The sequence below is a fragment of the Mycobacterium sp. genome (genome assembly GCF_036273375.1).
In the GTDB taxonomy this organism is placed as follows: domain Bacteria; phylum Actinomycetota; class Actinomycetes; order Mycobacteriales; family Mycobacteriaceae; genus Mycobacterium.
Genome location: NZ_DASUHS010000104.1, coordinates 1 through 13464 on the forward strand (window position 1 = coordinate 1; position 13464 = coordinate 13464).

The 13464-nt window shown below is 67.4% G+C and carries 13 protein-coding genes; 7 read left to right on the forward strand and 6 right to left on the reverse strand.

Going from position 1 to position 13464, the window contains the following annotated elements; all coding sequences use genetic code 11:
- The first annotated feature begins 1 nt into the window (after nt 1).
- The 3 genes from VFW69_RS10225 to VFW69_RS10235 all read left to right on the forward strand — a co-directional run bounded on the left by VFW69_RS10225 (nt 2) and on the right by VFW69_RS10235 (nt 4083).
- On the forward strand, nt 2-799 hold the full coding sequence (locus tag VFW69_RS10225) for an SDR family NAD(P)-dependent oxidoreductase (RefSeq protein ID WP_526500774.1): 798 nt from the start codon (nt 2-4) through the stop codon (nt 797-799).
- 44 nt (nt 800-843) lie between these two features.
- Complete coding sequence (locus VFW69_RS10230) at nt 844-3228, forward strand: phosphoketolase family protein (protein WP_526500776.1); 2385 nt, start codon at nt 844-846, stop codon at nt 3226-3228.
- A 93-nt stretch (nt 3229-3321) separates the two neighbouring features.
- On the forward strand, nt 3322-4083 hold the full coding sequence (locus VFW69_RS10235) for a CPBP family intramembrane glutamic endopeptidase (RefSeq protein WP_526500778.1): 762 nt from the start codon (nt 3322-3324) through the stop codon (nt 4081-4083).
- 7 nt (nt 4084-4090) lie between these two features.
- Here the strand turns inward: VFW69_RS10235 and VFW69_RS10240 are convergent, their stop codons facing one another.
- The 6 genes from VFW69_RS10240 to modA form a co-directional block, all read right to left on the reverse strand.
- Nucleotides 4091-5119 (reverse strand): zinc-binding alcohol dehydrogenase family protein, encoded by a 1029-nt coding sequence (locus tag VFW69_RS10240; RefSeq protein WP_526500780.1) that lies wholly within the window; start codon nt 5117-5119, stop codon nt 4091-4093.
- A 47-nt stretch (nt 5120-5166) separates the two neighbouring features.
- On the reverse strand, nt 5167-5469 hold the full coding sequence (locus tag VFW69_RS10245) for a GlsB/YeaQ/YmgE family stress response membrane protein (protein ID WP_526500782.1): 303 nt from the start codon (nt 5467-5469) through the stop codon (nt 5167-5169).
- A gap of 137 nt (nt 5470-5606) precedes the next feature.
- Nucleotides 5607-6695 carry an APA family fibronectin-binding glycoprotein gene (locus VFW69_RS10250; protein ID WP_526500784.1) on the reverse strand — a complete coding sequence of 363 codons (1089 nt, stop codon included), beginning with the start codon at nt 6693-6695 and terminating at the stop codon, nt 5607-5609.
- Nucleotides 6696-6818: 123 nt separating this feature from the next.
- Nucleotides 6819-7922: a sulfate/molybdate ABC transporter ATP-binding protein gene (locus VFW69_RS10255; RefSeq protein WP_526500786.1), complete on the reverse strand. Its 1104-nt coding sequence runs from the start codon at nt 7920-7922 to the stop codon at nt 6819-6821.
- 2 nt (nt 7923-7924) lie between these two features.
- Nucleotides 7925-8719: an ABC transporter permease gene (locus tag VFW69_RS10260; protein WP_526500788.1), complete on the reverse strand. Its 795-nt coding sequence runs from the start codon at nt 8717-8719 to the stop codon at nt 7925-7927.
- 7 nt (nt 8720-8726) lie between these two features.
- Nucleotides 8727-9503 carry a molybdate ABC transporter substrate-binding protein gene (gene modA, locus VFW69_RS10265; RefSeq protein WP_526500790.1) on the reverse strand — a complete coding sequence of 259 codons (777 nt, stop codon included), beginning with the start codon at nt 9501-9503 and terminating at the stop codon, nt 8727-8729.
- Between the two features lie 179 nt (nt 9504-9682).
- Here modA and VFW69_RS10270 point away from each other — a divergent pair, with 179 nt between their 5' ends.
- The 4 genes from VFW69_RS10270 (at nt 9683) to ndh (ending at nt 13401) form a co-directional block, all read left to right on the forward strand.
- The gene (locus VFW69_RS10270) at nt 9683-10360 is read left to right on the forward strand and encodes an SDR family oxidoreductase (protein WP_526500793.1); all 678 of its coding nucleotides are present in this window, start codon (nt 9683-9685) and stop codon (nt 10358-10360) included.
- A gap of 52 nt (nt 10361-10412) precedes the next feature.
- The gene (locus VFW69_RS10275; RefSeq protein ID WP_526500795.1) at nt 10413-11330 is read left to right on the forward strand and encodes an LLM class F420-dependent oxidoreductase; all 918 of its coding nucleotides are present in this window, start codon (nt 10413-10415) and stop codon (nt 11328-11330) included.
- A gap of 113 nt (nt 11331-11443) precedes the next feature.
- Entirely contained in the window at nt 11444-11824 is a 381-nt protein-coding gene (locus tag VFW69_RS10280) for a DUF4189 domain-containing protein (protein WP_526500797.1), read from the forward strand.
- Between the two features lie 191 nt (nt 11825-12015).
- The gene (gene ndh / locus VFW69_RS10285; protein WP_526500799.1) at nt 12016-13401 is read left to right on the forward strand and encodes a type II NADH:quinone oxidoreductase Ndh; all 1386 of its coding nucleotides are present in this window, start codon (nt 12016-12018) and stop codon (nt 13399-13401) included.
- The last annotated feature ends 63 nt before the right edge of the window (nt 13402-13464 follow it).

A 13464-nucleotide genomic window follows, 5' to 3' on the forward strand; every position in this document is an offset into this window, starting at 1 on the left:
GATCACCGGTGGCGCCCGGGGAATCGGGCTGGCCACCGCGACCGCACTGCACAAACTGGGTGCCAAGGTCGCCATCGGCGATGTCGACGAGATGCGGGTGAAGGAGTCTGGCGCCGACCTGGGCCTCGACGTCTACGGGAAGCTCGACGTCACCGATCCGCACTCGTTCTCCGATTTCCTGGACGAGGTCGAACGTCAGCTCGGCCCGATCGACGTGCTGATCAACAACGCCGGCATCATGCCGGTCGGCAGGATCATCGACGAGCCGGACGTGGTCAGCCGGCGGATCCTGGACATCAACGTCTACGGCGTGGTGCTGGGCAGCAAGCTGGCCGCCCAGCGCATGGTCCCCCGCGGCAAGGGGCACGTCATCAACGTCGCCTCGCTGGCCGGCGAGCTCAACATCGTCGGCCTGGCTACCTACTGCGCCAGCAAGCACGCGGTGGTCGCGTTCACCGACTCCGCCCGGCTCGAGTATCGGTCGGCCGGGGTCAAGTTCTCCGTGGTGTTGCCGACGTTCGTCAACACCGAGCTGGTCGCCGGGACTCCCGGCATGAAAGGGTTCCGCAACGCCGAGCCCGCCGAGATCGCCGACGCGATCGTCAACCTGGTGGCACACCCCAAGCCCCGGGTGCGGATCACCAAAGCGGCGGGCGCAATGGTGGTGTCCCAGAAGTTCTGGCCGCGCCGGATGGCGGAGGCGCTCAACCGGATGCTCGGCGGTGACCACGTCTTCACCGACGACGTCGACGTCGCGAAGCGCCAGGCGTACGAGGCCCGCGCCCGCGGCGACGAGTAATTGCGGGCGAGCGTTGTTCACCGAAGGCGCGGACAATCGGCCGAGTGAGCCTAGAAACCCGAACCCCCGCGCCCTCGCAATCTCCGCTCTCCGACGACGAACTCGCTCTCCTCGACAAGTACTGGCGCGCCGCCAATTATTTGTCGGTCGGACAGATCTACCTGCTGGACAACCCGTTGCTCCACGAGACGTTGTCGACCGAGCACGTCAAACCGCGGTTGTTGGGGCACTGGGGCACCACGCCCGGGCTCAACCTCATCTATGCGCACCTCAACCGGATCATCCGCGACCGCGACGCCGACATCATCTACGTGACCGGGCCGGGTCACGGCGGGCCCGGGCTGGTCGCCAACGCCTACCTGGAAGGCACCTACAGCGAGGTGTACACCGGCATCGAGGAGGACACCGAAGGGCTGCGCAAGCTGTTCCGGCAGTTCTCCTTCCCCGGCGGCATCCCCAGCCACGTGGCGGCCCAGACGCCGGGCTCCATCCACGAGGGCGGTGAGCTCGGCTACGCCCTGGTGCACGCCTATGGCGCGGCCCTGGACAATCCATACCTGGTGGTGGCCTGCGTCGTGGGTGACGGCGAGGCCGAAACCGGGCCGCTGGCCGCGAGCTGGCATTCCAACAAGTTCCTCAACCCGGTGACCGACGGCGCCGTGCTGCCCATCCTGGCGCTCAACGGCTACAAGATCGCCAACCCGACGGTGCTGGCCCGCATCCCGCACGACGAGCTGGAATCGCTGCTGCGCGGCTACGGCTACCGGCCGATCACCGTCGCCGGCGACGACCCGGCCGACGTGCACCAGCAACTGGCCGCCGCCCTCGACGACGCGTTCGACGACATCACGGCGATCCAGGCCGCGGCCCGCGGTGGCGGTCAGGCCGAGCGACCGGTGTGGCCGATGATCGTGCTGCGCACGCCCAAAGGCTGGACCGGACCCAAGGTGGTGGACGGCAAGAAGGTCGAGGGCACCTGGCGTTCGCATCAGGTGCCGCTGTCCGAGACGCACGACAATCCGAAGCACCGCGCCCAGCTCGAGGAATGGCTGCGCAGCTATGCGCCCGACCAGCTTTTCGACGAAAACGGCAGGCTGCGTGACGAATTGCGAGCGCTGGCACCCACCGGAGACCGCCGGATGAGCGCCAACCCGCACGCCAACGGCGGGCTGTTGCTGCACGATCTGGACCTGCCGGACTTTCGCGACTACGCCGTGGCCGTCGAGCGGCCGGCGGCCGCCACCCACGAGGCCACCCGGGTGCTCGGCGCGTTCCTGCGCGACGTGATCGCCCGCAACCGGGACCGCTTCCGGTTGATGGGACCCGACGAGACGGCCTCCAATCGGCTCGACGCGGTCTTCGGGTCGACCGACAAGGTGTGGCTTTCGGAGGTCGAGCCCGACGACGAGCACCTGGCGCCCGACGGCCACGTGATGGAGGTGCTCTCCGAGCACCTGTGCCAGGGCTGGCTGGAGGGCTACCTGCTGACCGGGCGGCACGGGTTGTTCAACTGCTACGAAGCGTTCGTGCACATCGTCGACTCGATGATGAATCAGCACGCGAAATGGCTTGCCACCAGCCGGGAATTGCCGTGGCGGCGGCCGATCGCGTCGCTCAACTACCTGCTCAGCTCGCACGTCTGGCGGCAGGACCACAACGGCGCGTCCCACCAGGACCCGGGCTTCATCGACCTCGTCGCCAACAAGCGACCGGAGCTGACCCGCGTCTACCTGCCGCCGGACGGCAACACGCTGCTCTCGGTGGCCGATCACTGCCTACGCAGCCGTGACTACATCAACGTCATCGTCGCCGGCAAGCAGCCCGCGCTGGCCTACCTCGACATGGACGAAGCGATCGCGCACTGCACGCGCGGCCTGGGCATCTGGCCCTGGGCGAGTACGGCCACCGACGAACCCGACGTGGTGCTGGCCTGTGCCGGCGACATCCCCACCTTGGAGACGCTGGCCGCCGCCGGCATCCTGCGCTCCGAACTGCCCGAGCTGGGCGTCCGGGTGATCAACGTCGTCGACTTGATGCGGCTGCAGCCGGATTCCGAGCACCCGCACGGCCTGCCGGACCGCGAGTTCGACGCGCTGTTCACCCGCGACAAGCCGGTCATCTTCGCCTACCACGGCTATCCCTGGCTGATCCACCGGCTAACTTACAGCCGCGCCAACCACGCCCACCTGCACGTGCGCGGCTTCAAGGAGCGCGGCACCACGACTACGCCCTTTGACATGGTGATGCTCAACGATCTGGACCGCTTCCACCTGGTCATGGACGTGATTGACCGGGTGGACGGGCTGGCCGGTCGCGCCGCCATGCTGCGACAGCGCATGGTCGACGCCCGCCTCGCGGCGCGGATGTACACCCGCGAGCACGGTGAGGACGACCCGCGGATCGCCGGCTGGACCTGGACGGCTGAGTGATCTGACTGCCGTGATGGCGGTTCGGGGCCATTCACGACCGTGACGGCAATCTCGTCGACCCGGCCGGACAGTCGGCGCCGGTAAACTGGTCGGATGCTTGACGCCACGGGGACAGCCGACATTCACCCCGCGGTGTCCAAGCTCTCGGCGCTGCACCGATTCCGGGTCCACCTCGACATCGTCGTCGTCGTCGTGGTGTTGGTGCTGACCAACCTGATCGCGCACTTCACCACCCCGTGGGCGAGTATCGCCACCGTCCCGGCCGCGGCCGTCGGGCTGGTCATCTTGATGCGCTGCCGAGGTTTGGGCTGGGCGGACCTCGGCCTAGGGCGTGAGCACTGGAAGCCTGGCCTCGGTTACGCGCTGGCCGCCGTGGCCGTCGTGGCGTCGGTGATCGCGCTGGGCGTGCTGCTGCCTGCGACGCGGCCGATGTTCATGAACAACCGCTACGCCACGATCTCCGGGGCGATGGTCGCCTCGATGGTCGTCATTCCGCTGCAGACCGTGATTCCCGAGGAACTGGCGTTTCGGGGTGTTTTGCACGGCGCGCTCAACCGGGCCTGGGGCTTTCGCGGCGTCGCGCTGGCGGGTTCGCTGTTGTTCGGGTTGTGGCACGTCGCCACGTCCTTTGGGCTGACCAGCAGCAACGTGGGTTTCACCCGGCTGTTCGGCGGCGGGCTGGTGGGCATGATGGTCGGGGTGACCGGGGCGGTGCTGGCGACCGGGGCCGCTGGATTCGTCTTCAGCTGGCTGCGCCGGCGCAGCGGCAGCCTGATCGCGCCCATCGCCTTGCACTGGTCGTTGAACGGGCTCGGCGCACTGGCCGCAGCGTTGGTGTGGCACCTGTCGAGTTGACGCCGAATCAGACCAGCAGCACCGCCGCACCGGCGATGCGCCCGGTGCTCAGATCCGCCAGCGCCCGATCCGCCTGTCCAAGCGGATATTCCGGCGTCGTCACCTCGATGTGGTGATTTCCCGCGAACTCGAGGAATGCCCGCGCGTCCGCCCGGGTATTGGACGTGACCGATCGGACCTGGCGTTCCTGGAACAGGTGACGCTGGTAGTTCAGGACCCGGATGTCGGACAGGTGGATCCCGGCGATCGCCAGGGTGCCGCCGCGGTCCAGCGCCTCCAGGGCGGGCAGCACCAGATCACCTACCGGAGCAAACAAGATCGCGGCATCCAGCGGCACCGGGGGCGGATCGGTGGCGCCTTGTGCCGACGCCGCCCCGAGCTCCAACGCCAGTTCTTGCGCCTGGGATCCGCGGGTCATCACGTGCACTTCGGCGCCCTGCGCCAGCGCCACCTGCGCGGTGATGTGCGCGCTGCCGCCGAAGCCGTACAGGCCTAGGCGCCCACCGGGCGGCAGCTCGGCGCGCAGCAGCGAGCGGTAGCCGATGATGCCCGCACACAGCAACGGCGCCAGCTCGGTATCGCTGTAGCCGCTCGGGAGTGGGTGCGCGAAAGTGGCCGGGACAGTGATGAATTCGGCGTAGCCGCCGTCGGCGTCCCAGCCGGTGTATCGGGAGTGGGGGCATAAGTTCTCGTCGCCGCGACGGCAGTATTTGCATACGCCGCAGGTGTGGCGCAGCCAGGCGATGCCTACCCGGTCCCCCACCCGGAATTCGCCACCGGCCTCAGAACCCATCTCGATGACCTCACCGACCACTTCGTGGCCCGGAGTGACCCGGTCGCGGTGGACCGGCAGGTCACCTTCGGTGACGTGCAGGTCGGTGCGGCAGACCCCGCACGCGCGCACGGCCACCAGCAGTTCGGACGGTCCTGGGCGTGGTACCTCGGTGGTGACTTGCTCCAGCGGGCCGGTGTTCATCGGTCCGGGTCGACGTACGCGCCAGGCGCGCATTGCCGTGGTGGTCACCGGCGGAGGCATCAATCCATCATGCCGCTAACCACCACGGCCGCAACGGGTTAAGCCGATTACGTCCTGCGGCGCACCATGCCGACAATCCAGAGCAGGAGCAGGGCGCCGATCAGCGCCGTGATGAAGGTGAAAATGATTCCGCCACCAGCGGTGTTAACAAAGAAGCTGAGGATGAAGCCACCGATCAGTGCGCCCACGATACCGATGACAATGTCCATCACGATGCCCGCTCCGCTGCCCCTGATGATCCTGCTGGCGAGGGCTCCGGCGAGACCGCCGATGATGATGTAACCGATCCAGCCGACGCTGGTCAAAGTGCTGGAGCGGGCAAGAAATTCGGTAGCTGCCATGACAGTCATGAAAGTCTCCTTGCAATCGCTGGCAAAGCCCAGCTATTTGCTGGGCCGTCATTTCGGTATACCCAGTTTGGGTCACGAAATGAGTGCCGAATTGGCGACGGTTAGCCAGTCGGTTTCGCGCCGGTCGAGCGGCGCGGTCAGGCCGAGAGCGTCTGCTGCGGTGTCGGTGTGGGGGTCGGGCTGACCTCGGAGGCCGGCGCGCCACCCGGAGCCGGCGCGGGTGCTCCCGGTGCCGCCGGAGCCGCGGGCGCCCCCGGAGCCGCGGGTGTTCCGGGTGCCGGTGCTCCGGGCGCCGCCGGCGCCGGTGCGGGCGCTCCTGGCGCTGCGGGCGTTCCGGGCGCCCCCGGCGCGGCGGGGCCTCCTGCCGCGGGCGGTGTCCACGCCTGGATCGACTCGGTGAGCGCTTTGGCAGCACCCCTGTCCACCGGGTCGTTCGAGGTTCCGAGCCACACCACGAACCAGCGTTGGGCGGTCCCACCGTTAGCCGAACCGATGACGCCCGTCCAGATCTGGCCGCTCGGCTTGGACGCATCGCTGAACTTGACTTCGTAGTACGACGCGCTCCCGGTGCTCCCGTTGCTTCCGTTGAGCGGGGTGGCGTCCTGGTTGATCCGGGTGCCCGGATAGGGCAGGAAGAACTCGCCCATGTCCGACCCCAGCCGCACCGCGGCCTTAGCATTGTTGGCTTCCGCACTGGCGTAGAGCTTTTGGTCCAGGCGGCCCATCACGATGCGAGTGTCGTTGGCGACCGGTGGTGGCTGGTCGGGCGCCGGCGGGGGGCCGGTGACCTTGCTCAGCAGCGCCGAGCCGTAGTCGAGGTGCGATGCGTCCGACTCCACCCAGCCGGCGGGCAGGACGTAGCTGAATCCCCCGACCGCGTTGGTGATCCGACCGGCGTTCGGGTCGGCCGGCGGTGGCGGCGGTGCATTCGGGTCGACGGGCGGCGGCGGTGCCCCGTTGGGGTTGAGCGGCGGCGGTGGCGCCGCGTTGGGGTCACCCGGCGCCGGTTGACCGTTGGGCGCCGGGGCGGCCGGCGGCGCGTTGGTCGCCGGCGCCCCCGGCGGGGCCGTGGCCGAGCTCGGCGGCACCGGCGTCGGCACCTCGGGATCGGCGCTAGAAATCGCCGGCAACGCGATGGCGACTGCGCTGGCACCGGTCACCGTGGTGATCGCCAGCGTCGTCCACAGTCCTTTGCGACGGGTCGAGGTCGGGTTCACCTGCTCCATGGCGACGAACCTACCGTGTTACCGCTGTGACGCAAGGGTGCATTGCGGACTAATGCTGCGCGGATTTGCCGATGTTGCCAATGTGCAACGTTGAAAGGGCCGCGACGCCGTGCGCCGAGCGTCTCAGCGGGCGGCGGGATGCAGCGACACCTCATGGGCCTTGACCGAGAACCACACTTGATCCCCGGGCACCAATTGCAGCTCCGAAGCGGCGTCGACGGTGATCTCGGCGGCGAGGCCCGGGGCACCGTCGGCTTGCTGCGCGCCACGCACCCACACCGCCGGTCCGCGGATATCCAACTCGGCCACGGTGACCTCAACGGTGTTGCGGGGGCTCCCGTGCGGGCGATCGCGATAGACGGCTACGGCCGTTGGCGGGAACACTGCGATCGCATGCTGCTCCGGCGAGAGCGGTTCGCCGCTCGCCGCAGCGGCCGCATACCAGCGGTCGCCGGCGTCCGCGCGCAACGAGCCGTCGCTGGCAACGGTTCCATTCACCAGGTTGATGCCCGCGATGCGGGCCGCGAAATGACTGCGCGGTGTGCTGAGAACCTCGGCTACCGGGCCGATTTCGGCGATCTTGCCGGACTCCAGCACCAGGACGCGATCGGCCAGGGTGAACACATCCAGCAGGTCGTGGGTGACCAGGATCGCCGCGCAGCCGATGCGGGTGATGACGTTGCGCAACACCGACCGGACCGCGGCGGCCGCGGCGACGTCGAGGCCGGCCAGCGGTTCGTCGAGCAGCAACACGTCGGGTTCGGCCGCCAGCGCCCGGGCGATCGCGACTCGCTGGGCCTGTCCGCCGGACAGCTGTCGCGGTTTCCGGTCGGCGAAGCGCTCGGCATCCACCTCCCGCAGCCAGCGCAGCGCCGTCGCTGTCTGGGCGCCGCGAGCCGTGCGCAACCTCGCGCGCCGGCTGTGCGGTCCGAAAGCGACATTGGCGGCCACGCTCATGTGCGGGAACAGCAACGCGTCCTGTAGCAGTAGCCCGACCCGGCGATCGTGTGTAGCCACGTCTATCCCGGCCGCCGTGTCGGTCAGGTCCCGGTTCCCCAGCCGCACCACGCCGTCATCGGGACGTACCAGCCCCGCGATGACGTGCAGCACCGTCGATTTGCCCGCGCCGTTGGGTCCGAGCACGGCGAGCACCTCGCCGGCGGCAACGGAGAACTCCACGTCCACATGGCGGTCCGCGACGACCGCGCGCAGTTGCAACTCGCTCATGGTCATCCGGTGTCGGTTCCGGCTAGCCGGCGAGTGCCCAGGCCCAGCACCACCACGGCCGCCACCACCACCAGCAGGATCGACAGCGCCACAGCGGCATTGGCGTCGGTTACCCGTTGCAGGTAGATCTCCAGCGGCAGCGTGCGGGTCACCCCCTGCCGCGATCCGGCGAACGTCAGCGTCGCGCCGAACTCGCCCAGCGAGCGGGCGAAGGCCAGCACCGCCCCCGACAACACACCCGGCAACAGCAGCGGCAGGGTGACGCGCCACCAGACGACGCTCGGACGCGCCCCCAGGGTCGCGGCCACCACCTCGAAATCGGCGCCTGCGGTGCGCGCGGCGCCCTCCAAAGAAATCACCAGGAACGGCAGCGAGACGAAGGTCTGTGCGAGCACCACGGCGGTGGTGCTGAACGCGATGCTGACACCGGCGGCTTCCAGGTAGCGCCCGAGCAGACCGAGCCGGCCGAAGGCGTACAGCAGCGCGATTCCGCCCACCACCGGCGGCAGCACCAGGGGCAGCAGAATCAGCGGCCGAAGTAACCGGATCACGCGCGCCGTGCTGCGTGCCAGCACCAGCGCCATCGGCACCCCCAGCGCCACGCACAGCACCGTGCTGGCCGCGGCGGTCTTCAGGCTCAGCAACAACGCGGTCCTCGACGATGAGCTGGTGATCAGCGACCAGAAATGCGGCCAATCGACTTTGACCGCGATCGCCAGCAGCGGCAGCACCACGAAGACGGTCCCCACCGCCGCGGGGACATACACCCAGCGGGGCAGATGCGTCGGCCGGTGCACCCGCGCCTCAGGGCTTCGCGAAGCCGGCCTGGGCCAAGATCTGTTGCCCGGTCGGTGAGGTCACCAGGTCGACGAACTTCTGCCCTTGCGGGGCCAGCGGCGCCTTCTTCAGCACGCCAATGGGATAGACGTTCACCGCGTTGGCGGCCTCCGGGAAGTTCACAGTCGCGACCTTGTTGCCGGCGGACTTGGCGTCGGTGACATAGACCAGCGCGGCGTCGGCCTGGCCGCTGGTGACCTTGTTGAGGGCATCCGTCACGCTGAGTTCCTCGCTGACCGGGTTGAGACGCACCCCGGTGCTGTCTTCGACGCGCTGCGTCGCCGCGCCGCACGGCACCGGTTGCTGGCAGATCACCACGTTGAGGCCGGGCTTGGCCAGGTCGGCGAAGGAATTGATTGCCTTTGGGTTGCCCGGGAGGGTGACGATCACCAAGGTGTTCGACGCGAAGTTCGTCGGGTTGCCGGTCAGCAACCCGGCCTTGCTGACCTTGTCCATCTGGGCGGTGTCGGCCGAGGCGAAGACGTCGGCAGTCGCGCCCTGCGTCAACTGAGTGGCCAGGTCGGAAGACCCGGCGAACTCGAAGTCGACGCCGATGCCCGGATTCTCGTTCTTGAACTGCTGGCTGATCTGGGTGAACGCCGGCTTCAGCGACGCCGCGGCGAACACCATGACCTTGTCGGATGTCGGGGAGGTCTGCGGCGAGGGCGACTTCGGACCACATCCGATCAGGCCCGCCGTCAGAACCGTCGAAACAACAGCGGCCAGGATCGCGATCCGACGCATGGATGAACCCTAGCCCGCCGATAATGCGGTGCGCTCGGCGGTTGAATCGCCGCAAGAAAGTAGCGACCAAATAGTTACGCAAATGATCCGCGCGTCGCGCCGTGGCGAGTTTCGCCGACTAGCTACTGTCCAGTAACATATGTGGGATCGATGCCATAACGCGTGAACACGAGGAGGTCATGGCAGTGGAGGTGCTGGTTACCGGCGGAGACACGGACCTGGGGCGCACGGTAGCCGAGGGCTTCCGCGATGACGGCCACAAAGTGACCCTCGTGGGCGCACGTAAAAGTGAACTGGAGATCGCCGCCAAGGAGCTCGAGGTCGATGCGATCGTCTGCGACACCACCGACCCGGCCAGCCTCGAAGAGGCCCGTCCCCTGTTCCCGCATCATCTGGACACCATCGTCAACGTGCCGGCACCAACCTGGGACGCAGGCGACCCACGCACCTATTCGATCGCCGATACGGCCGACGCCTGGCGCAATGCCCTTGACGCGACGGTGCTTTCGGCAGTGCTGACCGTGCAGGCCGTAGGTGACCATCTGCGCTCGGGCGGCTCCATCATCAGTGTGGTGCCCGAGAACCCGCCGGCGGGAAGTGCCGACGCCGCGATCAAGGCGACGCTGTCTAACTGGACTGCCGGCCAAGCAAGCATTTTCGGCACCCGCGGAATTACGGTCAACGTCGTAGCGAGTGGACGCAGCGCCGAGGCCGGCTACGACGGACTCTCCCGCACGCCGGCGCCGGTGGCGGCCGAGGCGGCCCGGTTGGCGTTGTTCTTGACCACGTCGGCGGCTCGGCACATCACCGGTCAGACCTTGCACGTGAGCCACGGCGCGCTAGCTCGTTTCGCCTGAGGCGTAGCGCGCACCCTTCTCCCGGGCGGGGTCGATCGCTACGGTAATTCTCGTGGCTATTCGACTCGGTCTGCAGATTCCCAACTTCTCCTACGGCACCGGGGTTGAGCAACTCTTCCCCACCGTCATCGCCCAAGCCCGCGAAGCCGAATCCGCCGGATTCGATTCGGTTTTCGTGATGGACCACTTCTACCAACTGCCGATGTTGGGATCGCCCGATCAGCCGATGCTGGAGGCCTACACCGCCCTGGGGGCGCTGGCCACCGCAACCGAGCGGGTACAGCTGGGCACCTTGGTGACCGGCAATTCGTACCGAAACCCGAGTCTGCTCGCTAAGACCATCACCACGCTGGACGTGGTGAGCCAGGGCCGGGCGATTCTGGGCATCGGTACCGGATGGTTTCAGCTCGAGCACGATCAGCTGGGCTTCGAGTTCGGCACCTTCACCGACAGATTCAACCGGCTCGACGAGGCCCTGGAGATCATCCTGCCGATGATCAAGGGCGAGCGGGCCACTTTCTCGGGCAAGTGGTATCAAACCAGCGAGGCGTTCGCCAATCCCCGCTTCCGGGACCACATTCCGCTGATGATCGGCGGCAGCGGGGAGAAGAAGACGATCCCGCTCGCTGCACGCCATTTCGACCACCTCAACGTGATCGCCGGTTTTGACGAGCTGCCGCGCAAGCTCGACGCCGTGCGCAGGTCCTGCGACGAGGTGGGCCGCGACCCCGCCACCCTGGAAACCAGCACGCTGACCACGGTGTTGATCGACGAAAACGCAAGCCTCGACCAGGTTCCCGCCGAGATGACGCAGCGGATGGTGGTCGGCACGCCGGATTCGGTCGCCGATCAGATCAAGACCAAGGTGATCGACGCGGGCGTCGACGGCGTGATCATCAATCTGCCCTTCTACACACCCGGTGTCATTGAGGCGGCCGGCGAGGCGCTGCGTCCGCTCGTGGGCCTGTAGCCGGTGCCGGTCGTGTGGAGTCGCGAATTGGCCATGCCGCGGTAATACTTCCGTGTAGCAGCGTTTACCTGTGCCACGACGGCGCAGCGCATAAGCAAAGGGCCGGGACCGCCATGAAGAAACGAGCCTTGGTGGCGATCGCGATCGGCGTGGCGTTCGCCCCGACTCCCATCGCGCTCGCCGACAACGACTGGATCGCCATGGCGATATCGGACTCCACCGGCCGCATCAACATCGCCGACGGAGCATCCAGCCAGGGCGCGGCCGAGAAGTCGGTCATGGAGACGTGCCGCAAGAGCATCAGCGACTGTCGTCTGCTGGCGAGCGGGCAGGGTGGGTGCGTGGCCCTCGTCTTGAACGCGGCCAAATCCAGATACTTCGGCGGCTGGGGTCCGACACGCGAAGAGGCTGAGGCGGCGGCGCTGGGGCGCGCCCCCGGCGGAACGATTCAGGACGGCCACGACCACTGCGCGGGAGAAGGCTCCGGTCAGTGACGGCCGCGTCGTATCGATAGGCTGATAGCTACGCCACAGTCGCCGCCGCCCACCAGGTATTTCACCTCCGCACACCGTTAGTGTTGCAAACAACACATGCGTATCAACTAGGTGTCGGGGTATCCGCATTATTAGCGTGGTGGCTAATCGCAGTCGCGCGCCCAAAAGCCCCCGTCAGGAGCAGCGGAATCATGAGCCCCCAGCCAGGTATCCCAGCTGGACCGGAGCGCCGGCATCAGGTCGTCATCATCGGCTCCGGATTCGGCGGACTTAACGCGGCAAAGAAACTCAAGCACACAGGCGTCGACATCAAACTGATCGCCCGTACCACCCACCACCTTTTCCAGCCGCTGCTGTACCAGGTGGCGACGGGCATTGTGTCCGAAGGCGATATCGCACCGCCCACCCGTGTCGTCCTGCGCCGCCAGCGCAATGTTCAGGTGCTGCTCGGCGACGTCACGCACATCGATCTGGAGGGCAAGTTCGTGGTGTCCGACTTACTCGGGCACACTTACGACACTCCCTACGACAGCTTGATCGTCGCCGCCGGCGCCGGCCAGTCGTATTTCGGCAACGACCATTTCGCCGAGTTCGCCCCGGGCATGAAGTCGATCGACGATGCACTAGAGGTGCGGGGCCGGATCCTGAGTGCGTTCGAACAGGCCGAGCGGTCTCGCGACCCGGAGCGACGCGCCAAGCTACTGACGTTCACCGTGATCGGGGCCGGCCCCACCGGCGTCGAAATGGCCGGGCAGATAGCAGAATTGGCGTCCTACACATTGAAGGGCTCCTTCCGGCACATCGACTCGACGAGGGCGCGGGTCATCCTGCTTGACGCCGCGCCCGCCGTGCTGCCGCCGTTCGGCGACAAGCTGGGTCAGCGCGCGGCGGCCCGGCTGGAGAAGATGGGCGTGGAGATCCAGCTGGGTGCGATGGTGACCGACGTCGACCGCAACGGCATCACCGTCAAGGATTCCGACGGCACCGTTCGGCGTATCGAATCGGCCTGCAAGGTCTGGTCCGCCGGCGTGTCAGCCAGTCCGCTGGGCCGCGACCTTGCCGATCAGTCGTCCGTCGAACTGGACCGGGCCGGCCGCGTCAAGGTGCTGCCCGACCTGTCGGTGCCCGGCCACCCGAACGTATTCATCATCGGCGACCTGGCCGCGGTCGAAGGCGTGCCGGGAGTGGCGCAGGGCGCCATTCAGGGCGCAAAGTACGTCGCGAGCACCATCAAGGCTGAACTCGGTGGTGCCAACCCGGCCGAGCGGGAACCATTCCAATACTTCGACAAGGGCTCGATGGCCACGGTGTCGCGGTTCTCCGCGGTCGCCAAGATCGGTCCGGTCGAGTTCAGCGGCCTGTTCGCCTGGTTCGCGTGGCTGGTGCTGCACCTGGTCTACCTGGTTGGATTCAAGACCAAGATCAGCACTCTGCTGTCCTGGACGGTGACGTTCCTGAGCACCCGGCGCGGCCAGCTCACCATCACCGAGCAGCAGGCGTTCGCCCGGACCCGGCTCGAACAGTTGGCTGTGCTCGCGGCCGAGACCAATCGGCCGCCGGCCAGGCGGGCCAGCTAGCCGGTCGCCGGAGGCGTCCTCCAATGCGGTTGCTGGACACCGCATTTCATTGGAGATGAGTTG